At 72.0% G+C, this 23,418-nt stretch carries 17 protein-coding genes; 5 read left to right on the top strand and 12 right to left on the bottom strand.

Annotated elements, in window-relative coordinates; all coding sequences use genetic code 11:
- Window positions 1-467 precede the first annotated feature (467 nt).
- A complete protein-coding gene (locus CLT68_RS06780) occupies window positions 468-1,163 on the bottom strand; it encodes a PASTA domain-containing protein (protein ID WP_099849551.1) in 696 nt (231 codons plus the stop codon).
- 122 nt (window positions 1,164-1,285) lie between these two features.
- Between CLT68_RS06780 and CLT68_RS06775 the strand changes: the two genes are divergently transcribed.
- A complete protein-coding gene (locus tag CLT68_RS06775) occupies window positions 1,286-2,668 on the top strand; it encodes a hypothetical protein (RefSeq protein WP_143743138.1) in 1,383 nt (460 codons plus the stop codon).
- Window positions 2,669-2,772: 104 nt separating this feature from the next.
- Here CLT68_RS06775 and CLT68_RS06770 read toward each other — a convergent pair whose 3' ends face one another.
- Entirely contained in the window at window positions 2,773-4,251 is a 1,479-nt protein-coding gene (locus tag CLT68_RS06770; RefSeq protein WP_099849547.1) for a glutamate-cysteine ligase family protein, read from the bottom strand.
- 297 nt (window positions 4,252-4,548) lie between these two features.
- The gene (locus CLT68_RS06765) at window positions 4,549-5,130 is read right to left on the bottom strand and encodes a YceI family protein (protein WP_088950838.1); all 582 of its coding nucleotides are present in this window, start codon (window positions 5,128-5,130) and stop codon (window positions 4,549-4,551) included.
- Window positions 5,131-5,229: 99 nt separating this feature from the next.
- Here CLT68_RS06765 and CLT68_RS06760 point away from each other — a divergent pair, with 99 nt between their 5' ends.
- Window positions 5,230-5,736, top strand: coding sequence for a MarR family winged helix-turn-helix transcriptional regulator (locus CLT68_RS06760; protein ID WP_099849546.1), 507 nt, complete (start codon window positions 5,230-5,232; stop codon window positions 5,734-5,736).
- 252 nt (window positions 5,737-5,988) lie between these two features.
- On the opposite strand, the gene CLT68_RS06755 is transcribed toward CLT68_RS06760, so the two are convergent.
- The 3 genes from CLT68_RS06755 to CLT68_RS06745 form a co-directional block, all read right to left on the bottom strand.
- A complete protein-coding gene (locus CLT68_RS06755; protein WP_099849544.1) occupies window positions 5,989-8,646 on the bottom strand; it encodes a helix-turn-helix domain-containing protein in 2,658 nt (885 codons plus the stop codon).
- Between the two features lie 124 nt (window positions 8,647-8,770).
- Window positions 8,771-9,919 carry an acyl-CoA dehydrogenase family protein gene (locus CLT68_RS06750; RefSeq protein WP_088950835.1) on the bottom strand — a complete coding sequence of 383 codons (1,149 nt, stop codon included), beginning with the start codon at window positions 9,917-9,919 and terminating at the stop codon, window positions 8,771-8,773.
- Window positions 9,920-9,997: 78 nt separating this feature from the next.
- A complete protein-coding gene (locus CLT68_RS06745; protein WP_088950834.1) occupies window positions 9,998-11,530 on the bottom strand; it encodes an acyl-CoA carboxylase subunit beta in 1,533 nt (510 codons plus the stop codon).
- A gap of 167 nt (window positions 11,531-11,697) precedes the next feature.
- Here CLT68_RS06745 and CLT68_RS06740 point away from each other — a divergent pair, with 167 nt between their 5' ends.
- A complete protein-coding gene (locus CLT68_RS06740; RefSeq protein WP_088950833.1) occupies window positions 11,698-12,258 on the top strand; it encodes a snapalysin family zinc-dependent metalloprotease in 561 nt (186 codons plus the stop codon).
- A 63-nt stretch (window positions 12,259-12,321) separates the two neighbouring features.
- On the opposite strand, the gene CLT68_RS06735 is transcribed toward CLT68_RS06740, so the two are convergent.
- From CLT68_RS06735 to CLT68_RS06715, 5 genes are all read right to left on the bottom strand, one after another.
- A complete protein-coding gene (locus CLT68_RS06735) occupies window positions 12,322-13,242 on the bottom strand; it encodes a hydroxymethylglutaryl-CoA lyase (RefSeq protein WP_099849542.1) in 921 nt (306 codons plus the stop codon).
- Window positions 13,243-13,415: 173 nt separating this feature from the next.
- The gene (locus CLT68_RS06730) at window positions 13,416-14,753 is read right to left on the bottom strand and encodes an acetyl-CoA carboxylase biotin carboxylase subunit (protein ID WP_099849541.1); all 1,338 of its coding nucleotides are present in this window, start codon (window positions 14,751-14,753) and stop codon (window positions 13,416-13,418) included.
- Window positions 14,754-14,845: 92 nt separating this feature from the next.
- A complete protein-coding gene (locus tag CLT68_RS06725; protein WP_099849540.1) occupies window positions 14,846-15,445 on the bottom strand; it encodes a TetR/AcrR family transcriptional regulator in 600 nt (199 codons plus the stop codon).
- Window positions 15,446-15,518: 73 nt separating this feature from the next.
- On the bottom strand, window positions 15,519-18,410 hold the full coding sequence (locus CLT68_RS06720; protein WP_099849538.1) for a hypothetical protein: 2,892 nt from the start codon (window positions 18,408-18,410) through the stop codon (window positions 15,519-15,521).
- A gap of 2 nt (window positions 18,411-18,412) precedes the next feature.
- Window positions 18,413-20,200, bottom strand: a complete 1,788-nt coding sequence (locus CLT68_RS06715; protein WP_099856860.1) for an HSP90 family protein — start codon at window positions 20,198-20,200, stop codon at window positions 18,413-18,415.
- 122 nt (window positions 20,201-20,322) lie between these two features.
- Between CLT68_RS06715 and CLT68_RS06710 the strand changes: the two genes are divergently transcribed.
- Window positions 20,323-21,576, top strand: a complete 1,254-nt coding sequence (locus CLT68_RS06710; RefSeq protein WP_099849537.1) for an MFS transporter — start codon at window positions 20,323-20,325, stop codon at window positions 21,574-21,576.
- On the opposite strand, the gene CLT68_RS06705 is transcribed toward CLT68_RS06710, so the two are convergent.
- Window positions 21,573-22,730 (bottom strand): FAD-dependent oxidoreductase, encoded by a 1,158-nt coding sequence (locus CLT68_RS06705; protein WP_099856858.1) that lies wholly within the window; start codon window positions 22,728-22,730, stop codon window positions 21,573-21,575. The two genes, CLT68_RS06710 and CLT68_RS06705, sit on opposite strands and share 4 nt — an antisense overlap.
- Before the next feature lie 106 nt (window positions 22,731-22,836).
- Between CLT68_RS06705 and CLT68_RS06700 the strand changes: the two genes are divergently transcribed.
- Window positions 22,837-23,418, top strand: coding sequence for a TetR/AcrR family transcriptional regulator (locus CLT68_RS06700; RefSeq protein WP_099849535.1), 582 nt, complete (start codon window positions 22,837-22,839; stop codon window positions 23,416-23,418).

The following is a 23,418-nucleotide window of genomic DNA, read 5'->3' as shown; positions in this document are numbered from 1 at the left end:
GCGGGCTCGGCGGCTCGGCGGGGATCCGCCTAGTCTGGTCGCTCGGCGGGCCCGACGGCGTACCGGCGGAACGGTCGATCGGCATGGTCTGGTCCGGCGACAGGGCGGGTCCAGCCGGCTCGGTGCGGTCGATCGGCGTGGTCTCATCCGGAGCCGCGGGCCGAGTGACCGGTGCGGTCTCATCCGGCGCGGGGGCAGGTCGAGCCGGTTGCGGTGGTTCCGGCCGGTCGGCCGGTGGCAGAGGGCGGGTCCGGTCGTCGTCGTGCTCGCCGGCGGGAGGCTCCTGGCGGTCGTCGCTCATCGCTCGTCCCTTCCCGGACCGGACGGGCGTCATGGCCCTCGGACCGTCAACCTAGCTGGCCGTAGCGCCCTCGGTGGGGATCAGCGTGTCGAGTCGCGCCGGTCGCGGCCTACCGATCCGCGGCGGGGCCGCGCAAGCCGCCGCCGAGAATCAGCTCCCACCGAGGTCAGGGCGTGGGTTTCGTGGTCGGCTGTTCGGGGGCGTCCGCCCCACACCAGATGCTGACCTCGTCGTTCCAGCGGGCAGGGCCATCCTCGGCCGGCTCCTGCCGGGTGACCTTTCCGCTGCGTCCACTGACGTAACGCGGGTAGAGGCCCTCGTCGATCAACTCGTTGACGGCCTTGTCGCAGTTGTCCCCGATCACGTCCGGCACCTCGGCCGCTGGCGCCGGCCCGGACACCTGAAGTTGCACAGTCGTACCCCGGGTGACCGCGGTGCCCACGGCGGGTGAGGTGCTCTCGACCGTACGGCCGGTGCCGCCTCCGAAGACCAACCGCCAGCCCAGCCGCTGCTTGCGCAACGCGTCCCGGGCCTGCACGAAGTCGGTGCCGATCACCGGTGGCACGGTCAGACCCGCGCCCTTGGTCGCGGTGGCGGAGGTCCGGACGGTCGACGGTGTGGCCCGGCCGGTGCTCGGCCGTGAAGCGGTGGCCCGGCTGGTCGGCGAACCGGTCGTCGCGACAGCCAACGGATCCCCCGAGGATGCGCCGTCCTCGCCGGCCAGCAGCCAACCGCCCGTCGCGCCGACCGCGGCGAGCAGCACAGCGGCCAGCCCACCGCCCAGCAGCACGCTGGCCCGGCCGGCGCCGCCGCCGTCCTGACCACCGACGGCATCCTGTCGGCCCGTGTTCGTGTCCGTCATACCGCCCACCGCCTCATCACCGGCGACCGTACCGCCCGTCGCCCAACCTGTTGCGCCGGGCCGTTCATACCGGCGGGTCGTGCGACTCGCCGCGCCGACGACGGGACGTTACGCTGCCCGGCATGGCCAGACAGGGCTGGGGAGTGTCGATCGCCACGGCGATCGGGGTCGCTGCCGGCGCGGGCGCCGCCCAACTGGGCTTCGGCTACGGGTTGGGCGTCATCACCTGGACGCCCACCGATGCCGGAGCCACCGACACCGCCTGGGCGGATGGCCTCGCCTGGGCGACCTGGCTCGCTGCCAGCTCAACGGTCCTCGGCGCGGTCTGCGCGCAGCGACTGCACCAACGCACCACACCGACAACGGCCGAGCCGCAGGTGACCGAGCGCGCCACCGTGCTGGATCAGGCGTCCCAGAGTGGCGGAGTTCCACCTGCCGCCGGTGCCGCCGACCACCAGGCGAGCAAGGTGGCCGCGCCCGACGACCGTGGCGGTCTGCTGCGCCGGGTCGCCCTCGCGCTCGGCGCCGGGATCGGCGGCCTGGTGACGGTGCTGCTGATCGCCGTGCCCGCGCGGGTCGCGACCGGCGCGGACACCGGCGCACCGCAACGGACCGCCGCCGTCCAGGCGACGCTCGGCATCCTGCTGGGCGTGCTCGTCGCGATCTGGGCGCTCCGCTCCCGGGCAGCCGCGGTCAACGTGACCGCGACGGCCGCCTGGCTCTGGCTGCTCGCGGTGGTCTCGGTCATTGACGGGGTACGCGTCGGGCGAGGGCTGACCGGTGCTCAACTGGGCACCTGGCAGCTCGACCCGGACCACTCGCGGTACTGGATCGGTGACCAGCTCTACTGGCCCGGCGCGCTGCTGGCACTCGTACCCGCGCTGCTGATCGGTCTGCTGGCGGCCCGGCGGGCCGCCCGCCCGGCCGGGCACCGCGTCGGCGCGGCAGCCTCCGGCGCTGCCGGCCCGGTGCTCGTCGCGCTCGCCTACCTGACCACACTGCCGCACTGGTCGACGCTGGGCCCCGCACAGTTGTCCACCCAACTGATCGCCCCGTACGCGGTGATCGCCGGGGTCGGCGGCTCGGTGCTGGCCGCCGTCCTCGCCGAGCGGGCCGACCGGCACCGGGCGGCGCACCGCGGCGCGGCCTCGCCGGGTACGACCAGCGGCCCGACCTCGACCGTTGAGCCCGAACTGACCCCGGCTACCGACGGCGGGCCGACTCCGACCGCCCGGGTCACGCCCACTGCGGTCGCCGAAGCCGATCCCGCGCCACCGGCCCCCGACTCGTCGACCCGCACCACAGGTCGGCGCAGCAGGGCCGACACCGCACCGCAGGCAACTGAGGCGGCCTCCCCGCCGAACGAGGGTCCGACACCCAGGGTGCCCGCACCACGCGTGAACCCGGACGTCCCGGTTGTCGCCCCATCCACCACCGAGGATCCGACGTCAAGCGCCCAGCGCACCCGCTCAACCCGCCGCGCCACCCGCCCCACGACGGACTGAGGACTGCCCTGCTCTGTTGACCATGAAGTTGTTGCCATCCCACGCGCGTGTCGTGGCAACAACTTCATGATCGACGCGGGTGGGGGTGGGGCGCGGGTGTGGGGTTAGGGGACTGGCCAGGTGTGGACGGGGTTGTTGGTGCGCTGGAGTTCCAGGTAGCGCTGGACCATGTGGTGCAGCGCGTCCTTCCGGTCCATGCCGAGCTGCCGCTCCGCCGCCCAGACCGCCTCGGTCTGCCAGACAGCCCCGTTGCGGCCGGTCCGGCAGCGCTGCTCGATGATGCCGAGCAGCCGGTCCCGCTCGGCCGGGGCGACACCGAACCCGTCCAGGCCGACGGCGGCGGTGGGCAGCAACTGCTCCAGCACCAGCTTGGTGACCGGCACTTCACCGAGCCCGGGCCAGTGCAGCACGGCGTCGAGGCCACGCCGGGCGGCGGCGTGGAAGTTCTCCTCGGCGGAGCTGAAGGTGAGCTGACTCCAGATGGGGCGGTCCGACTCGGCCAGACCGCGGGCCAGCCCGAAGTAGAAGGCCGCGTTGGCGAGCATGTCCACCACCGTCGGACCGGCCGGGAGCACCCGGTTCTCCACCCGCAGGTGCGGACGGCCGTTCATGATGTCGTAGACCGGGCGGTTCCACCGGTAGACCGTGCCGTTGTGCAACCTCAACTCCCCGAGCTGCGGCACACCGCCGGCGTGCAGCACCTCCACCGGGTCCTCGTCCTCGCAGATCGGCAGCAGCGGCGGGAAATACCGGACGTTCTCCTCGAACAGGTCGAAGATCGAGGTGATCCACCGCTCGCCGAACCACACCCTGGGCCGTACGCCCTGGGCCTTCAGTTCATCCGGACGAGTGTCGGTGGCCTGCTGGAAAAGGGCGATCCGGGTCTCGGCCCAGAGTTGGCGGCCGTACAGGAAGGGGCTGTTCGCGCCGACCGCCACCTGCACACCGGCGATGGCCTGGGACGCGTTCCAGTAGTCGGCGAAGCTGTCCGGTGCCACCTGGAGGTGGAACTGGAGGCTGGTGCAGGCGGCCTCGGGGGCGATCGAGTCGGTGTGCGTGCGGAGCTGTTCGACGCCACGGATGTCCAGCTCGATGTCCTCGCCCCGAGCGCCGACGATCTGGTCGTTGAGCACCCGGTAGCGCTCGTTGGTGGAGAGATTGTCCTCGACCAGGTGCCCCTCGGTGAGGGTGGGCAGGATGCCGACCAGGACGATCTTGGCGTCGGACCTGGCCGCTCGCTCGTCGGCCCGGGAGAGGCTGCCGCGCAGGTCGTGCTCGTATTCGGCGAAACCGGCGCCCTCGATCAGCCGGGGCTCGGCGTTGAGTTCGAGGTTGAACTGCCCCAGCTCGGTCTGGAAGAGCGGGTCGGCGATGTCGGCGAGGATCTCCTCGTTGCGCATCGCCGGCTCGGCCGCCGAGTCGACCAGGTTGAGTTCGATCTCCAGGCCGGTCATCGGTCGGTCGGCGTCGAACCCGAAGTCGTCCAGCATCAGGGCGAAGACGTCGAGGCACCGCCGCACCTTCTGCCGGTACCGGACGCGATCATCCCGGGTGAAGGCGCCCTGCGAGACGTCCCTGCCCATGTGGTGTCCTCCCGACAACCGGCGCGGTCGGGATCCTGCCGTCCCGGAAGCGCATTGTGAACCATCACGGTAAGAGCGCCCACCTGACCGGGGCCAGAGGCCAATGGCGGTGATCCGACATCGACCCGAGCGGACGCTGCTCGTGGCGCCATCTGTACCCCGCCGCCAGCCGTCAGGACCCGATGGCGGTGAGAACAACTCGTGACAATTACCACGACCTCGGCATCGGATGTCAGAGACGACGCAGGGCCCGCGCCGACGTGCGGCGCGGGCCCTGCGTGGTTGATCCGGAGGGGATCAGGCCTGACGGACGGCCTCGCCCTCGATCTCAATCTTGATCTTGCGGCTGACCAGCACGCCCCCGGTCTCCAGGGCGACGTTCCAGGTCAGGCCGAACTCCTCGCGGTCGATCTCGGTGCTCGCCGAGAAACCGAAGATGTCCTGGCCGAAGGGGCTGCGGCCGACACCCTCGAACTCCACCTCCAGCTCGACCGGGCGGGTGACGTCCTTGATGCTCAGCTCACCGGTGAGCACGAACTCGTTGCCACGACGGGACTTGACCCCGGTGCTGCGGAACTCGAGCGTCGGGAACTTCTCGGAGTCCAGGAACTCGGGGCTGCGCAGGTGTGCGTCCCGGTCGGCCTGCGTGGTGTCGATGCTGGCCGCCTGAATGGTCGCGACGACCGACGACTGCAGCGGGTCCTCGGCGATGGTGATGGTGGCGGTCGCCTCGTTGAACTCACCGCGAACCTTGCTCACCATCATGTGCCGGGCAACGAAGCCAACCCGCTTGTGCGCCACGTCCAGCGCGTAGGTGCCGGCCGCCGGGATGGTGAGGCCGTCCCAGTCGCGGGTAACCGCATCGATGCTGCTGGTCATGCTGCTGTCCTCCAGGAGATTGTTTAGTAGCCCAACGACTGCCTGAGCAACTATAACCACTGCAATATTCCCCGTGTCAAGTACTGCTACGATGAACCGGTGACCAACGTCTTCGACGATCCCCGGATCACCGCCGTCGGCCTGCTCTTCGAGGCACACGCCGGGCTCTCAGCCCGGTTCAACGCCCAACTCGAAGAGCACGGCCTCTCCGCGGTCGAGTTCGAGGTCATCACCCGTCTGGCCCGCTCACCGGGCAACCAGCTACGCATGACCGACCTCGCCGCGCAGACCTCCCTGTCGACCAGCGGAGTGACCCGTGTGGTGGACCGGATGGAACGTGACGGGTTGCTCACCCGACGCGCCTGTCCGAGCGACCGGCGCAGCTCGTACGCGGTGGTCACCGCCGCCGGCATGCAGCGACTGAACGAGACGCTGCCCGGGCACCTGCAGATGATCGAGCAGTGGTTCACCGGCCAACTCGACCCCGAGGCACTGGCGGCCCTTCTCGACGGGCTGCGCCGGGTCCGCGACGCCGCGCATCCGTGCGCCACCGCCGGCAGCGACGACACCAGCTTCGAGCAGCAGACCGACGCCGCCCGGTCCTGAGCACACCCGAGGGTGGGCGGGGTGACAGCACCGGCAGAAAGACCGGCAGAACTGGCTGAGCCAAGCTGGATGATCCGGGCGAAGCCGGCTTTCTGCCGTCGCAGCGGTGGCAGGCTTCGTGCACCGGGGATCACCGGGGGGTGACGGCGCGGGCGATCAGCGAGGGGTAGCACCAAGGGGGCTCTTCGCCCGCGCCACTCTCTCGCCCCCGGTCGTCCTCGGCCGCGCCCGAGGCGGCCGACACGGTCCGGGTTACCGGGCCGCCGGCCCTTCCCGGGCGGTGGTCAACGCGTAGAGCAGTCCGGTCTCCTGCGGCAGCAGCTGGATGCCGCTCTCCTGGCAGGTTCGGGCGAGCCGGTCGAGCACTGCCGGATCGGCAGTGCTCGCGGCCAGCCCCACCAGCGCTTCCACCACGTCCCGGCGATCCTGGCCCGCCTCGTCGGCGGCGGCGGCGAACCACTCGGCAGCCAACTCCCGGTCACCCCGGTGCAGCGCGAGATTCCCCTCGATCAGCGCGCAGAGCCCGGCGTCCGGTCCACCCCAGGGCAGTGCCGCGTCACCGGAGCGCGGTCGCGGCAGGACCCGACCCGACCCGGCCGCCGCAGCCTCGGTCACCCCGGTACGCAGCTCGGTGAGCACCTCGGTCGCCTCGGCAGCACGCCCGTCCTGGGCGAGCGCCAACCCGACCGTTCCCAGCACCCGGCGGCGGTGCCCGGGATCGCCCAGCTCGGAGAACCCCGCCATCGCCCGCCGACCATGGTCGACGGCGTCCGCGTACCAGCCCTCCAGGCGGGCGACCTCGGCGCGATTGGCCCAGGCCAGCACCCGCAGCCGCTGTTCCCCACTCTCGCCGGCGAGCCGGTCCACCGCGGCGAGCCGCCGTCGGGCCGCAGGCAGGTCACCGACCCGGATCTCGTGCCAGGCCAGGCTGTTCTGGGCCACCGCCAGGTCGCGGGTCCGCCCATTGCGGGCGGCCAGCCGCAGCACCACCTCGGCCTGCTCGCGAGACTCGTCGTGCCGGCCGACGGAGATCAACAGGTTGCCGAGCACGGTGCGCGCCTCCAACTCCCCGGTGACGTCGCCGGCCTCCAGGAAGGTGTCCAACGCCGCGCGCGCCGTCGGCAGTTCCTCGGCGCTCGCGCCGTGCTCGGCCGCGAGCCGGGCAACCCCGAGCGCGGCCCAGCCACGCAGGACCGGATCGACGTCGGCGGTACGCGGGTCGGCCAGCAGCCGGTGCAGCCACTGTCGTCCGACGACGTCGCGCCCACGGAATCGCCACCAGCGGGTCAGACAGGCCGCCAGCCGCAGCGCGGTCAACGGGTCGTCGGTGGCCGCGTGGGACAGCGACGAGCTGATGTCACTGCTCATCTCGTCCAGCCGGTGCACCGCGTCGGACATTCGCGGGCCGATCAGGTCGATCGCGGTCCGTGCCACCAACCGCGCGATCACCTCCGCGTGCCGCCGCCGGATGCAGGTCAGCTCACCCTCGCCGGCCGCCTGCTCCACGGCATAGTCACGGACAGCGTCGAGCAGCCGGAACCGGAACGACCCGGTGCCGCGTACGCCCAGCAGCCCCAGCTCGACGAGCCGGTCCAACAGCGGAACAGGATCGATCGCCACCGTGCCGTCCCGGTCGGCCTCGTCGGCGAGCATCTCCTCGGCCAACTCCACCGACCAGCGGTTGCCGAACACGGCGAGCTGCCGCAGCGCCGCCCGCTCGTCCGGCGCCAGCAGTCGGTAGCTCCTCGCCACCGCGTCGCGCAGGGTGACCGTGGCCACCGCCGGGGTGGTCTCCGGGCGGCTCGACCCCGCCGTGAACGCGTCCAACGCGTCCCAACCGGGGTGGACGGGGGGATCGGCGGGAGTGGCGAGGTCGAGCACCCGGTCGCCGTACCGGTCGAGGAGCTCGGTGAGGTCGAGGAGCCGGCCCCGGGCGGCCATCAGCTCGATGGCCAGCGGCAGCCCGCCCAGGCGACGAACCAGCGCGGCAAGGGCTGGCAGCTCGTCGGGTGTGGGTGTCTCCCGGCGGACCTGAGCGAGCCGGGCGGTGAACAACGCGACCGCCGGCCACGATTCGAGCGTGGCCAGCCCGGAGCGTTCGGCGTCCGGTGGCGGCACGTCGAGCGGGGAGACCGGCCAGACCCGCTCGCCGGGTAGGCCAACCGGGTGCCGTCCGGTGACCAGCACCCGCAGCGAGGGCAGGGCCGCGAGCAGCCGGTGCAGCGTCGCGGCCACCGGCCCCGGGGCGCGTTCCACCGCGTCCATCACCAGCAGCGCCGGCTGCCCGGCGAGCCGGGCCACCAGGTCCGGCAGCCGTGCCGCGCCGAGCACCGACATCGAGGCGGCGAGCACGTCCGGCCCGTCCGAGCCCTCGCCGATCAGCACCCCGGTCACGCCGGCCGGATGGGCCGAGGCCACCACGTGCGCCATCGACGTCGCCAGGGCGGTCTTGCCGACCCCGGCCAACCCGACCAGGCTCACCAGCCGGGGCCCGCGCTCCGCCGTCAGCATTCCGGTCAGCTCGGTGATGTCGCGGTCCCGGCCGATCAGCGTCACCGGTGGTGGGAGGTTGACCGGCCGGTCGGCGGACGTGGCTCTGCCGCTGACCGCGAGCGCCGGAGAGGTGGTGGCCGGGCGGACCAGCTCACCGGCGGAGCCGCGGGCCGCGGCCAGGAACGCCGCCCGGCCGGTGTCGGTCAACGCCAGCGCCGTGGCCAGCAGGTCCACTGTGGTGCGCTGCGGCCGGACCGCCCGACCGCGCTCCAGGTCACGCACCGTCCGCACACCCACCCCGGCCCGGGACGCCAGCTCGGCCTGGGTCAGGCCGGCGGCGCGTCGATGCTCGCGAAGCAGCTCCGACAGGGCGGTACGACCAGCCGGGCTCCGCGACCGATCATGATCCGGAGTCATGGGCACGAAGAGTACGGATCGACTCCGACGCTCGGCAGTCGAACGTCGGGCTATTGACGCCCACCCGCCGAAACCCGACAGCCGTACTGGCGGTCCACCCGGTGCGGGTGTCCGACTGGATCTCTCAGAGGCCCAGATCGCGAGCGATGATCATGCGCTGCACCTCACTGGTGCCCTCGCCGATCTCCAGGATCTTGGAGTCCCGCCAGAACCGGGCCACCGGGTACTCGTTCATGAAGCCGTACCCGCCATGGATCTGGGTGGCCTCCCGGGCGTTGTCCACGGCGATCGTGCTGGCGTGCAGCTTGGCGATGGCGGCCTGCCGCTTGAACGGCTCGCCAGCCAGCATCCGGGCGGCGGCGTCGTAGTAGGCCAGCCGGGCGGTGTGCGCCTTCAGCTCCATGTCGGCGATCTTGAACTGGATCGCCTGGTTGGCGCCGATCGGCCGGCCGAAGGCGTGCCGCTCCTTCGCGTACTTGATCGACTCGTCGACGCAGCCCTGGGCGAGGCCGACGGCCAGCGCGGCGATGGCGATCCGGCCCTCGTCGAGGATGCGCAGGAACTGGGCGAAACCCCGGCCACGTGCACCGAGCAGGTTGGCGGCCGGCACGCGACAGTCGTCGAAGGTCAGCTCGTGGGTGTCCGAGGCGGTCCATCCCACCTTGGAGTAGCCCGGCGCCACTGTGAACCCGGGCGTGCCGGTCGGCACGATGATGGTCGACAGTTCCTTGGAACCGTCCGGGTTCGTGCCGGTCACCGCGGTGACTGTCACCATGGCCGTGATGTCGGTGCCCGAGTTGGTGATGAACGCCTTCGAGCCGTTGATCACCCACTCGTCGCCGTCCAGCACCGCCCGCGTCTGCGTGCCGGCGGCGTCGGAGCCGGTGCCCGGCTCGGTGAGACCGAAACCGGCCAGCGCCTCGCCGCTGAGCAGCTTGGGCAGCCAGGTCGCCTTCTGCTCCTCGGTGCCGAAGCGGTAGATCGGCATCGCGCCCAACGACACCGCCGCCTCCAGCGTGATGGCCACGCTGGAGTCGACCCGGGCGATCTCCTCCAGGGCCAGGCAGAGGGCGAAGTAGTCGCCGCCCATGCCGCCGTGCTCCTCGCCGAAGGGCAGGCCGAACAGGCCCATCTTGCCCATCTGCCGGATCACCTCGTACGGGAAGGTGTGCTGCTCGTAGTGCTCGGCGATGACCGGGGCGACCACCTCGCGCGCGAAGTCCCGCACGCTGTCCCGCAGCGCCGTTTGTTCGTCGGTGAGCCGGAAGTCCATCTCATCCTCCTGTAAGGACGGTCCCACCCGGCGCTCGTGACGCCGGGGCGGGTCGCTGTGGGGGGCCCGGATCGAGGATCAGACCGGGGTGACGCCGTGCCGACGGCGGGAGAAGTGCCGGTCCTTCGTACGCGCCGCCGCGAACCGACGGACCAGCTCGGTGCGCAGGTCCTGCGGCTCGACGATGGCGTCCACCACCAGCTCACTGGCGAGGCGGACGACGTCGATGTCCTGCTCGTACTCGGCCCGCTTCGCGGCGACGAAGGCGGCCCGCTCGTTCTCGTCCGCGATGGCGGCGATCTTGTTGGCGTAGACCGCGTTCACAGCGGCCTCGGCCCCCATCACCGCGATCTTCGCGGTCGGCAGTGCGATCGTGGCGTCCGGCTCGAACCCGGGACCGGCCATCGCGTAGAGGCCGGCGCCGTACGCCTTGCGGACCACCACGCAGATCTTCGGCACCGTCGCCTCGGAGATCGCGGTGATCATCTTCGCGCCGTGCCGGATGATGCCCTGCTTCTCCACCACGCTGCCGACCATGAAGCCGGGTACGTCGCTGAGGAACAGCAGCGGCACGTTGAACGCGTCGCAGAGCTGCACGAACCGGGTCGCCTTGTCGGCCGAGTCGACGAAGAGCACGCCGCCCTTGAACATCGAGTTGTTGCCGATGACACCGACGACCTGGCCGTCGAGTCGGCCGAAGCCGATGGTCAGCTCCTTGGCCCAGAGGGCCTGGATCTCGAAGAAGGAACCCTCGTCGAGCAGACCCTTGACGTAGCGCCGCATGTCGAACGCCTGCCGCTCGCTGGCCGGCACGAGCGCGGCCAGGTCGGCCTTGGCCGGGGCGGCGACGGCCGGGGCGGTCGGCGGCGCCTGCGTCCAGTTCGCCGGGAGGTACGACAGGTAGGTCTTCACCACGTCGAGCGCGTCGGCCTCGGTCTTGCAGAGGAAGTGCCCGACGCCGGATTCGGCGGTGTGCACCTTGGCCCCGCCCATCGCCTCCAGGGTGGTCTTCTCGCCGGTGACCATCTCGACCATCCGGTCCGAGCCCAGATACATGCTCGCGTTGCCGTCGACCAGGGCGACCACGTCGCAGAACGCCGGAATGTACGCCCCTCCGGCAGCGCTCGGGCCGAACAGCGCGCACACCTGCGGGATCGAGCCGGAGGCGCGCACCTGGTTCCAGAAGATCTTGCCGGCGCCACGGCGGCCGGGGAACAGGTCGACCTGGTCGGTGATCCGGGCGCCGGCCGAGTCGACCAGGTAGACCATCGGCACACCGGCGCCGTACGCCCGCTCGATGATCCGAATGATCTTCTCGACGGTGCGGGCGCCCCAGCTGCCGGCCTTGACGGTGGAGTCGTTGGCCATCAGGCAGACCTGTCGGCCGTCGATCGTGGCGGTGCCGGTGACCACCCCGTCGGCGGGCAGCCCCTCGGCCATCGTGTTGGCATAGAGGCCGTCCTCGACGAAGGAGCCCTCGTCGACCAGGAGCGCGACCCGCTCTCGCGCGAACAGCTTGCCCTTGGCCGCGTTGGCCGCGTGGTACTTGTCCGCGCCGCCGGACCGGGCCCGCTTGCGCAGCTGCTCCAGTGCCTCACCGTCGAGCGTCACGCCGACTCCCTCGCCATAACGACCTGAACGATCGTTAGGCTAGCGCATCGGCACGACCGTCGGCGACCCACGGGCGAATCAGACGGCGAAGCTTGACGCAAGACATTGAAAAAGATGAATGCTTATCGCTAGGCTCCTGACACCCCCCTCCCAGATCGGAGTCAGCGATGACCTCACGACTCAATCGGCTCGCGGTCGCGTTCCTCGCGACGGCACTCGCCACCCTCGGCGTCACGGTCGCCAACCCGTCGCCCGCGTCCGCCGCCATGACCATCTGCTACAACACCAGCCAGGCGGGCAGCTACGCCAGCGTCGCCAACCAGGCCGCATCGATCTGGAACAACGCCACAGTGAACCTGACCCTCTCGGCGAACTGCGGCTCCAACCTCCGGATCTACCGGATCACCGGCGGCGGCTCGTACGCTCAGCGGACCAGCCTCGGCAACGGCCGGGTCTACATCGACACCCAGCAGGCCGCCCAGTACAGCGTGCTGCGGATCATGACCCACGAGATCGGGCACATCCTCGGCCTGCCGGACAACTACAACGGGAACTGCGCGCTGCTGATGTCCGGCGGCAGCGCCGGCACCAGCTGCACCAACGCCTACCCCAGCTCCGCCGAGGCGAGCCGGGTGAGCAACCTCTTCGCCGGCACGTTCAGCGCCACCGACCGCAGCGCGGACATCTTCCGCGACAGCTGGCCGAGCGCGCTCACCTCCGTGAGCTGATCGACCTGGCACGTGGAAGGGGCCGGCGCGCGTGCGCCGGCCCCTTCGTCGCGTCCGAACCGCTCAGCTCGGCATCGGCGTCAGGCGGGTACGCGGGCCCGCCCGCAGCACGCCGGACGGGAGCTTCTTGCCGAGCAACTCCTCGGCCAGCTCCGCCGCCTCGATCAGGGCCGCCAGGTCGATGCCCGTGTCGATGCCCATGTCGTGCAGCATGTGCACGGCCTCCTCGGTGGCCAGGTTGCCGCTTGCTCCCGGCGCGTACGGGCAGCCGCCCAGGCCACCGACGCTGGCGTCGAACTCGGTCACCCCCAGCTCCAGCGCGGTCAACAGGTTGGCCAGCGCCGTACCCCGGGTGTTGTGGAAGTGCAGCAGCACCGGCACGTGCGCGTTGCGGTCGCGTACCGCGGTCAGCAGCTCGCGGACCCGGCGTGGGGTGCCCATGCCGGTGGTGTCGCCGAACGCGACCCGGTCCGCGCCGTCGCGGACCACCCGGTCGACGATGCCGGCCACCCGCGCCGGGTCGATGTCACCCTCGTACGGGCAGCCGAAGCTGGTCGCCACAATCACCTCGACCTGCGCGGACGCGCCGTGCAGCAGGTCGATCAGCTCGGCGATGTCGTCCAGCGACTCGTCGGTCGACCGGTTGACGTTGCGCCGGTTGTGCGTGTCGCTGGCGGAGACCACCACTTCGATCTCGGTGAAGCCGGCGGCGAGGGCCCGCTGGGCGCCCCGGGTGTTCGGCACCAGCGCCGAGTACCGCACCCCGTCTGCCTTGACCGCCCGCTGCCACACCTCGTCGGCGTCGGCCATCTGCGGGATCGCCCTGGGGTGCACGAACGACACCGCCTCGATCCGGCGTACGCCGGTGCCGGAGAGGGCGTCGAGAAGCCGCACCTTGGCGTCGGTCGGGATCGGGTCCTCGTTCTGCAACCCGTCCCGCGGCCCGACCTCACGGATGGAGACGGAATCTGGTAGTTGACTCATCGGTCACCTCGCTGTGACGTCGGATCGGGACAGCATGTCGGCCCCTTTGCTCTGCTGCCCTATGTGCGACGGCTACTGTCCGTCATCAGGACAACCGCTGTCGCCTATAGGTAAGCAGAGCAAAGGGCGAACGAACCAGTCCTGCCTCCCCGCAGGGGCGACGGCCTGGCCGGTCAGCGCATTCGGGAGACGATGCCCGTGTCGTAGGCGCCGGAGAGGAACTCTTCGTTGGTCAGGAGCTCGGCGAAGAAGGGGACGTTGTTCTTCGGGCCCTCGATCTGGAAGGCGGCGACCGCGGTCTTCGCCCGCTCCAGCACCTCGTCACGGGTGGCGCCGCTGATGATGAGCTTGGCCAGCAGGCTGTCGTAGAACGGCGTGACCGTGTTGCCCTCGGTGTAACCGGAGTCGACCCGCACACCCTCGCCGGTGGGCTCCACCCAGGTCCTGATCACGCCGGGGCCGGGCAGGAAGCGCTTCGGGTCCTCGGCGTTGATCCGCAGCTCGATGGCGTGACCGCTCGGCGCCAACGCGTCCGGGTCGAAGGTCGGCGCCAGCCCGGACGCCACCCGCAACTGCTCCTCGACCAGGTCGACGCCGTAGACGTACTCGGTCACCGGGTGCTCCACCTGAAGGCGCGTGTTCATCTCCAGGAAGAAGAACTCGTTCGTCTCCGGATCGAGCAAACACTCCACGGTGCCCGCGTTGCGGTAGCTGACCGCCTCACCCGCACGCACCGCCGCCGCCAGCAGCCGGGATCGCAGTTCCGGCGACACCGCCGGGGACGGCGACTCCTCGACCAGCTTCTGGTTGCGTCGCTGCACCGAGCACTCCCGCTCGCCGAGCGCCACCACCCGGCCGTCGGCCAGGCCGAGAATCTGCACCTCGACGTGCCGCACCCGGGGGAAGTACCGCTCGATCAGCACCGAGCCGTCGCCGAACATCCGCTCGGCGAACGCGCGCACCTTGTCGTACTCGGTGCGCAGCGCGGCCTCGTCGACGGCGACGCCCATGCCCATGCCGCCGCCACCGGCCGCGGCCTTGACCATCACCGGGTAGCCGATCCCGGCGGCGGCGGTCACCGCCGCGTCCAGGTCGGCGGCCGGGTCGGTGGTGCCGGGCGCGACCGGAACGCCGGCGGCCGCCATCAGGTTCCGGGCATTGATCTTGTCGCCCATCGCGGTGATCGCGTCCGCGTCGGGCCCGACCCAGATCAGGCCGCTCGACTCGACGGTACGGGCGAACTCGGCGTTCTCCGACAGGAAGCCGTAACCGGGGTGGATGGCCTGCGCACCTGTCGCCTTCGCGGCGGCGAGGATCGCCTCGGCGTTGCGGTAGCTCTGCGCCGGGTTCGGCGGGCCGATGAGAACGGCCTCGTCCGCCTCGGCCACGAACGGGAGGTCGGCATCGGCCTCCGAGTACACAGCGATCGCGCGGATGCCGAGCCGCTTGGCGGTCCGGATGATCCGGCGGGCGATCTCGCCCCGATTGGCGACCAGCAGTGACTCGATCATGTTTCCTCCCGGCGTCCGGATGGTGGGACGGTAGTCAGGGAATCATGACCGACGGGCTTCTGACGAGTCGGGTTCAGGCGAGCGAGTCGGCCTCAGGCGAGCAGTGCGGCCAGGGTCGCGCCGCGCAGCAGCTCGGCACGGCGTCGGCGGTCCACCTCGCCACCGAGGAACGGGGTCGAGTTCATCAGACCGAACGCGGCGTGCGCGAGCACCCGAGCCTCACCGTCGGGCATGCCCGGGTGCAGCGCGGTGAGCACTGTCACCCACTCCTCGACGTAGAGCCGTTGCAGGCGACGGATCTGCCGTCGCGGCTCCTCCGGCAGGCGATCCAACTCGTGCAGGTGCAACGCGATCACCGCCGGGTTGGCCAGCGCGAACTCGACGTGGAAGTCGATCAGCGACTCCAGCACAACGCGCGGGTCGTCCGGGCGGCCGGCGGCACGTTCCCGCCCACCGGCCAGCAACCCGTCGCTGACCGGGATCAGCGCGGCGGCCAGCATGGCCTCCTTGCCGGCGAAGTGGTGGTAGAGCGCCGGACCCGTGACCCCCGCCGCCGCACCGATGTCGTCCATCGACACACCGTGGTAGCCACGGGCGGCGAACAGACCGACCGCGATCTCCAGGATCTCGTCCTTGCGGGACCTGCGCCGGCCCGCGCCCGCCGCACCCCGTGCCTGCTGCTCCACCGTCACCGGGCAAGCGTAGACCGCGACCTGACCACGGGGGGCCGCTGGTTACCCAGCGATTGGGCACACCTCGGCGCGCTCAGTCATCGTCCGGATCGAGGTCGTGCTCCGTCCGCAGCGCGGCGGCCTCGGCGGGCCGGTCCAGCAGATCCAGGGCACGGGCCAGCAGCCAGGCAGTCTGGCGGACCGGCCGCGAGTCGGCCGGCAGCCCACCGAGGACACGCCGCAGCAGCGGCTCCGCCTCGGCCGGCCGATCCAGTCGAAGCAGCAACTCGCCGGTGAGACCCTCCACCTGGGCGGCCTCACCGAATGCCTCGATCGACCGCAGCTGGTCGGGCACCCCGGTGAGTCGCGCCAGCGCCTCGTCCAGCCGGCCGTCGGCCGTCAGCACCCGCGCCCCGGCCTCGGCCGCCATCGCCAGCTCGTACGTCACCGGTGGCTCGGCCTGTCCGGCCAGCGTCGCCGCCAACGCGTCCACCTGCTCGACGGCACGGATCGCCGCCGGCCGGTCGTCGGCCCAGAACCAGGCGTACGCCTCGCGCCGACGCGCCCGCAGCTCGTCCAGCGGCATGCCGCCGAGCCGGTACGCCGTGGCGGCTGAGGCGAACCGCTCTGCGCCGGCCGCGTCCCGGTCCGCGTCGTAGAGGATGTCGCCGGCCTCCTCCAGCACCTGCGCCCGATACGGGAGGTTGTCGGGACCATTCAGGTTGTCGGCCAACTGCTCCAGCAGGGTCAGCGCCGGATCGATCTCGCCGAGACCGGCGTACACGCCGGCCAGCAGGTGCCGGCAACGGTCCGCCTCGGCCTGGGCGCCAAGCCGGTCGAGACCGAGGACGGCCTCCTCGGCGACCTCGGCCGCCTCGCCGAGCCGCCCCACCATCCGGTACGCGTTCGCCAGCTCCCACCGCAGGAACGCGTCTCCCTCGGCGCCCCGCTCCACGCAGAGCGTCACCGCCTCGACGAGGTCGTCCACCGCGTCGGCGGCCCGGCCTGCGGCGAGCAACGCGCGGGCGCGGGCGACGCGAACCGGCAACTCCGCGTCCGCAGGTGCAAGCGGCAGTGCCTCGTCGCAGGCGGCCACCGCCTCGGCCGGGTCGTCCACCGTTCGGGCGTACGCCAGGCAGGCCGCCGTGACCAGCTCACCGACGCCCAGTTCACGGCCGATCCGACGGGACTCGTCGGCGGCGGCGCGTGCCTCCTCGACACGGTCCGCCTGCTCCAGCAGGTGCGCCCGGTGCAGTGCGACCCGGGCCGCCAGGTATGGATCGCCACCCGCGTCGGGCGGCACCCGGTCCAGCGCCGCGAGCGCGTCGGCCCAGCGTTCCCGGTGCAGCAGCGCCAACGCCACCCGGTCGTGGGCGGCGGCCCGCTGCCGGGCGTCGCCGTCCCGGTCCAGCACCTCGGCTGCCTTCTGGACCAACGCCAACCCCTCGTCGGCGTCGTCGTCGGACCGGGTCAGCAGCACGCCGAGCCGCCCGGCGATCACCTGGGCGGACAACTCCTCGCCCGCCGTCCGGTACGCCTCCAGTGCCGCTCGGCTCATCTCGATCGCGCCCGGGATGTCGTCCTCGTCGCCGCGCTCGGCCGCCCGCAACGCCAACCGGTGGGCGAGCGTACGCGGGGGCAGGTCGGCCGAACCGAACCGCTCGTCGTAGGCGGCCAGCACCGCTCGGAACGTGGCCGGGTCGTGCCGACCCCAGCTCTGCTCGGCGAGGTTCAGCAGCTCATCCGGCCCGGCGTCGGCGGGCACCGGCACGGCGGCCGGCACGGCCATTCCGGAGCGCACCACGTCGTCGGTCGCCGCAGAGGCCCTGCTCGTGGGAGTGGTCGGCTCGCCCTCGGTCGGGCGTGGCGGGCGACGGCGGACGCTCGCGGACAGCGGCAGGTGCTCGCCGCGCGGCCGCACAGCGAGCCGGCGGGCGATCCACTCCGACTGGTGGGTGGTTCCGTTGCGGGCGTCGAAGCGCTCCGCCAGCCCGGTCGCGGTCCGTGTCAGCTCGTCGGCGAGCACCAACGCCGACACCTCGCCGGCCGGTCGGCCCTCGGCAGCCCGTCGGTACAGGGTCGCCTCACCGCTCTGACCGGCCTGGCGCAGCGCTGCGGCGGCCGTCGCAGCGAAGTGCATCGCGGCGGCCGGCGACGGTGCCCGGTCCAGCCAGTCCAGGTGCCGTTCGACCAACTCCACCGCCCGCGCCTCGTTCCCGGTCAACGTGCAGAACTCGACGTGGTCGCCGATGTCCCACAGGTCGGCGAGGTTGCCGCGCAACCGGCGGTACGCCTCCCGGTGCGCGTCCCGCGCCGACTCGGCCCGCCCGGTCCGCAGGTACGGCAGGAGCAGCGCGGTGAGGATCGCCTGCGGCTGCTCGTTGCACGTGAGCCGGCCGGCGAGCACCGGCTCGGACAACGCCACCGCCTCCGCGTCCCGCCCGGTGTCGGCGAGGTAGTTCACCTGGCTCGTCGGGTCACAGCCGGCGCAGTCGGAGAGGGCGTCGCGTGGGGTGGTCTGCCAGAGCCGGTACCAGTGCGCGGCCGCCTCGGCGTCGCCCACGTGGTTGGCGACCCGGAACCGATGCTTGTGGACGGTCTGCAGGCTGTGCCCACCGGCCCGGTAGCGGCGTTCCATGTCGTCCAGCACGGCGTACGTGCGGTCGAGTGGCACCTCTGGGAAGTTCAGCAGCCCGTTGACCATGTACTTGAAGTGCCAGAGCAGGTTGTGCAGGTGCCGCTGGTGGTAGGGCTGCGGATCCTGGTCGAACTCGGACAGGCACCAGGAGAAGGTCACGAAGGACTTCGCCGGCTCGCCGCCGTAGATGTAGCCGGTGGTGGCCTGCATCCGGGTGACGAAGGCAAGGTGTCGGTCGTCGGTTGCGTCGACCCGACGCAACAGCTGCTCCAGCGCGGCGATCTGCCCCGCCCCGTACGGCATGTCGGCGATGCCGCGCAGCACCCGCCACAGATCCTCGTCGCTCACGTTCACTCCTGTCCCGGCACGGCCCGGCCGAGCAGGCCGAGGAAGGAATCGTTCAGCAGGGCCACGTCGGCCGCGCGGATCGGATGGTGCCCGAGCAGCAGCGCCTGCCCGTAGAGCGCCTCGACGGCGAGCCCCACCAGCTCCGGGTCGGCCAGCGCGGTGACGCGGCGGACCAGAGGGTTGCGGTGGTTGAGCACCAACTGCGGGCGGTCCGGTGGTGCGGTGGAGGCGAGCGCGTCGAGGACCCCGCCCCACAGTTCGTCGGCCCGGTCCCGGCTGGCCGCGAGCTGGTCGTTGAACGCCGCCGACCTGCTGACCAGGTAGAGCGCGGGCAGCGACACCGGGTCGTACGCCCGGATCACCACCTCGCAGCCGGAACGTTCGACGGCCCGCTGCGCGGCGGTGAGGAACGGCCGCAGCGCCAGCTCCACGTGCGGGTCGAGGCTGTCGAAGCGGGTCGTGAGATCGCTCGGTTCCAGACGCTCGATCAGCACCGAGCGGTCCACCGCCGGCAGCCGCTCGATCAGCTCGGTGTCGTACGTGTAGCCGCCGTTGACCACCGCCAGATCCTGTGCGGCAGCCACCGCGGCGAGCTGGCGGAACTCGTCCAGGCTCGCCGCGTAGCGGAGCACGCCGTAGCGCTCCCGGAACTCGGCGAGGGTGAGCGTGCCGACGTTGGTGTCCATCGGCCACCACCGGTCGACCAGCTGGAGCATCTCGTCGTCGTGCAGCGCCAGCGCCTTCACACCCAGGTGGTGCACCTGGAGGAACTCGGCCAGCCGGTGCGGGTCGTGCCGCGCCAGCCGGACCAGCCAGCCGCGTATCTGGTCGCCGAGCGCCTCCCGGGTCGCGGTCAGCAGGGTGTCCTCGTAGAGGGCTTCCCGGCTGGCGGTCGGGCGCAGCTCGGTGGCGTCCACGACGCAGTGCGCGAAGAACGCCCAGTCCGGCAGCAACCCGTCGGCGTGCTCGGTGAGCAGCATCCGCTTGAGGTAGACCCGGTGCCCCGCACGGGCCGCCGGGTTCACCGGGGTGGGCAGGATGACGGCGACACCGGTCAACCCGGCTTCCGGCACGGTCAACGGCAGCACGTCGAACGGGTCGACGCCGAGCGTCTCCCGGGCGTACGCGATCAGCGCCGCCCGGTCGACCGGCGCGCCCGGCGCGGTCGGCCAGGGCGGCTCACCGGTGGTGGTGACCACGTCGCCGACCCGGACGGTGACCGGCAGCAGCGAACCGAAGAGGCGGGCCAGGTCGGTGACGGTCGGTGTGGTGAACCACTGGTCGGCGTCGCGGCGGGGCACCAGCGTGACGGTGGTGCCTGGTTCGGCGCGGGCGGCCTCCGGTGGTGCCAGGCTCACCGCGTACCGGCCGTCGGCGTAGCCGGTCCAGCGGACCGTGGGGTGTTCGCCGTTGCGGGTGAGCACCTGGATCTCGTCGGCGACCAGGAAGCAGGAGAGCAGGCCGATGCCGAACTGGCCGAGGAACTCGTGCCGGGAGAAGCCGAGATCGTCCCTCTTGGAGCTGCGACCGATGGTGGCCAGCAGCTCATGCACCTGCGCCTCGGTCAGGCCGATCCCGGTGTCGTGCACCCGCAGCGTGCCGTCGCCGGTGATCTCGGGAGTTTCGATGCGGACCAGGGCTGGCGCGTCCGGCTCGGTCGAGCGTCGCGCGGTGATCGCGTCCACCGCGTTCTGCAGCAGCTCTCGGACGTAGACCCGCGGGCTGCCGTAGAGGTGATGGCTGAGCAGGTCGACCACGCCACGAAGGTCGACCTGGAAGGTGTGGTCCACGCGTGTCTTCTCCCCCGGTCCCGAAATGCCGGCGCCCACCGTACCGATGATCACCGACACGCGCGTCCCCCTTTCGCCCGGCGGCTTGACCCTCGACCCGGTCGAACCCGCACGGTCACCGGATGACCTCCTCAGCTCTGGGCCGGGACTTCCGGCTGCTCTGGTCCGCCGCCGTCTCGTCGCGGTTCGGGGACGCGCTGCGTACGCCGGCACTGGCCCTGCTGGCGGCGACAGTGACCCGCGACCCGCGGGTCATCGCGGCGGTCACCGTGGCCGGTCAGTTGCCGCCGTTGATCTTCGGTCTGCTCGGCGGCGTGTACGCGGACCGCTGGGACCGTCGTCGGACGATGGCCCTGGTCGACGGTATCCGTGCCGTCGTGGTGGCGGCACTGGCCGTGACGGTCGCACTCGACCGCGTCGGTGTCCTGGTGCTGCTGGTCGCGGCGTTCCTGCTCGCCACACTGGGGACGCTCTTCGACTCGGCCTCGTTCGCGCTGCTCCCCGCGCTGGTGCCACCGGACGCGCTGCCCCGGGCGAACGGTCGACTCCAGGCGGGGTCGGCGGTTGCCGGCGGTTTCCTCGGGGCGCCGGCCGCCGGTGTCCTCTTCGCCGTCGCCCCGGCCCTCCCCTTCGCCCTCGACGCCGTCACCTTCGCCGCGGCGGCGCTGCTCGTGCTGGCCCTCGCCCCCACTCCCGTCGCGAGCGTGCCAGCGCGGCCCGGCACTCGGCGCGGGTCGGTGTGGGGCGAGATCGTCGAAGGTTTGCGCTGGCTGCGTGCGCACCGGACCCTGTGGCGGGTCACTCTGCTCACCGCCGCGAGCAACCTGGCGATCAGCGGGATCATGGCGGTGCTGGTGCTCTATGCGCTGGACGTGCTGCGGGTGCCGCCAGCCGGCTACGGGTTGTTCGCCGCCGCCGCGATCGTCGGGGGCCTGGCGGGGGCGCTCGGGTCCGGTCGGCTCGCCGCCCGGCTCGGCACGGTGCCGGCGCTGTGCGTGGTGCTCGCCGCGGAGACCGTGGCGCTGACCGGGTTTGCCCTGGCCCGGCATCCGGTGCCGGGCGGCTTCGCGTTGGCCGTCTTCGCCGCCGGCACCGTGGTGTGGAATAGCCTGTGGGCGTCGTACGGGCAGCGGAACGTGCCGGCCGGGCTGCTCGGCCGGGTCGGATCGGCCCAGCGGATGGTCGGCCTGCTCACCGCGCCGATCGGTGCGGCGCTCGCCGGGCTGGCCGCCGCCGCGTACGGGACGGCGCCGGTGGCGGGTGCGGCGGCCGGCATCTTCGCACTGGTCACACTGGCCGCGTGGCGGACACTGCGGCCGGTCGACCCGCCCGCGGGTGCCCAGCCGGTGCCGGTCGCGCGAGACCTGATCTCCTAGCCTGGCGTGCGTTCCCGGTGGGACAGCCCGGACAGTCGCAGCGCGATCCGTCGGCGCCACGGTGGCACGGCACCGAGCAGCCGCAGCAGCACGTCACGGGCCGGCCGGCGGGCCGGGGAGACGGTGGCCAGCCGGGTCAGCCCGGCGGCGAAGCTCAGCACGTCCTCGGCCATCGGCCGCTGCCGGGCGGTGTAGTCGTCGAGCAGCGCGTCCGGACCACCGTCGAGCACGTCCGCCAGCGCGGTGCCGAGGGCGACCGCGTCGCAGATGCCGAGGTTCATGCCCTGCCCGCCGGCCGGGCTGTGCACGTGTCCGGCGTCTCCGGCCAACAGCACCGGCCCGGCTCGGAACGTGTCGGCGATCCGGTGATGCACCCGGAACCGGGAGCCCCAGAGCACCTCGGTCACCCGGTCGGGTCGTCGCGCCGGACCACGCTCGTCCAGCAGCGCCTGGAGGTACGCCTCGTCCGGCTCGGCCGGGGCCGTCGCCACGGCGGCGACCAGTCGGACCACCCCGTCCGGGAGCGGGGCCCAGATCAGCGGCCCGGAGCGGGCGAGGAAGAGCGCCGCCTCGTCTCGGGGCAGAACGCTTCGGACCCGTACGTCGGCGAGCACGAAGGACTCCTCGTCGCTGGGGCCGGTGAAGCCGATGCCGACCAACTGCCGGACGGTGCTGTGCAAGCCGTCCGCGCCGACGACGAACCGGGCGCGCAGCGTCTTTCCGTCGACCTGCGCGAGCACCCCGTCACCGGTGGTGGTCAACCCGGTCAGCCGGCAGGGCCGTCGCACCTGGACGCCGAGTTCGGCCAACTGCCCGGCGAGCACCGCCTCGGTGACCGACTGGGAGACCAGCAGCGCGTAGGGGAACCGGGACGGCAGCTTGTGGAACGGCACCGACAGCAGCACGCGGTCCCGGTCGCGCACTGTGAAGCGCGGCGTCCGCACCCCCTGGGCGTCCAGCGGCGCCGCAGCGCCGATCCGGTCCAGCACCTCCAGGGTGTACGCGTGCACGACGGCCGCGCGGGAGGTGATCGGCGGTTCGGCCAGTTGGTCCAGCACTGTCACCTCGATCCCGCGCCGGGCCAGCGTCAGCGCGGCGGCGAGGCCGGTGGGCCCTGCGCCCACCACCAGGACGTCGGTGCTCGTGGGCAGCATGGCCACCTCCAGAAGACCGTTGCCAACATCTGTTGGCAAACACTTGTTGGCGACGCTAGAGGCCAGTCGATTGCATGTCAACAGGTGTTGGCCTACGGTCGTTGACATGACAGCGCCGGCCCAACCGACCTCTCCCCGCCGCTCGGACGCCACCCGGGCGGCGATCCTGCGCGCGGCCCGGGAACGGTTCGCGGCGGACGGCTACGAGCGGGCCACGATCAGGGCCATCGCCGCCGACGCCCAGATCGACCCGTCGATGGTCATGCGCTACTACGGCAGCAAGGAGGGGCTCTTCGCCGCGGCGGCCGAGTTCGACCTCCGACTGCCCGACCTGGCTGCGGTGCCACCCGAGCAGCTCGGTGAGACGCTGGTCCGGCACTTCCTCACCCGCTGGGAAGGCGACGAGACGCTCGTGGCGCTGCTGCGGGCCGCCAGCACCAACCCCGGTGCCGCCGAACGGATGCGCGGCATCTTCGCCGACCAGCTCACCGCGGCCGTGGCCACGTTCGGCACCGACCCGACCACTACCGCCCGGCGCGCCGGCCTGGTGGCCAGTCAGATCCTCGGCCTCGCCTACACCCGGTACGTCGTCCGCCTGCCGCCCATGGTGGACACGACACCGCAGGACCTGGTCTCCTGGGTCGCGCCGACCCTCCAGCGCTATCTGACCGGAACGCCGGAGAGCTGA

The sequence above is a fragment of the Micromonospora sp. CNZ299 genome (assembly GCF_002754415.1).
This window is presented reverse-complemented; position numbering and strand designations above follow the sequence as displayed.

Excerpts from the sequence above, each read along its gene's own strand:
- CLT68_RS06780 (WP_099849551.1), bottom strand. The coding sequence starts at position 1,163 with ATGACGGACACGAACACGGGCCGACAGGATGCCGTCGGTGGTCAGGAC.
- CLT68_RS06775 (WP_143743138.1), top strand. The coding sequence starts at position 1,286 with ATGGCCAGACAGGGCTGGGGAGTGTCGATCGCCACGGCGATCGGGGTC.
- CLT68_RS06770 (WP_099849547.1), bottom strand. The coding sequence starts at position 4,251 with ATGGGCAGGGACGTCTCGCAGGGCGCCTTCACCCGGGATGATCGCGTC.
- CLT68_RS06765 (WP_088950838.1), bottom strand. The coding sequence starts at position 5,130 with ATGACCAGCAGCATCGATGCGGTTACCCGCGACTGGGACGGCCTCACC.
- CLT68_RS06755 (WP_099849544.1), bottom strand. The coding sequence starts at position 8,646 with ATGACTCCGGATCATGATCGGTCGCGGAGCCCGGCTGGTCGTACCGCC.
- CLT68_RS06750 (WP_088950835.1), bottom strand. The coding sequence starts at position 9,919 with ATGGACTTCCGGCTCACCGACGAACAAACGGCGCTGCGGGACAGCGTG.
- CLT68_RS06740 (WP_088950833.1), top strand. The coding sequence starts at position 11,698 with ATGACCTCACGACTCAATCGGCTCGCGGTCGCGTTCCTCGCGACGGCA.
- CLT68_RS06735 (WP_099849542.1), bottom strand. The coding sequence starts at position 13,242 with ATGAGTCAACTACCAGATTCCGTCTCCATCCGTGAGGTCGGGCCGCGG.
- CLT68_RS06730 (WP_099849541.1), bottom strand. The coding sequence starts at position 14,753 with ATGATCGAGTCACTGCTGGTCGCCAATCGGGGCGAGATCGCCCGCCGG.
- CLT68_RS06710 (WP_099849537.1), top strand. The coding sequence starts at position 20,323 with ATGACCTCCTCAGCTCTGGGCCGGGACTTCCGGCTGCTCTGGTCCGCC.
- CLT68_RS06705 (WP_099856858.1), bottom strand. The coding sequence starts at position 22,730 with ATGCTGCCCACGAGCACCGACGTCCTGGTGGTGGGCGCAGGGCCCACC.
- CLT68_RS06700 (WP_099849535.1), top strand. The coding sequence starts at position 22,837 with ATGACAGCGCCGGCCCAACCGACCTCTCCCCGCCGCTCGGACGCCACC.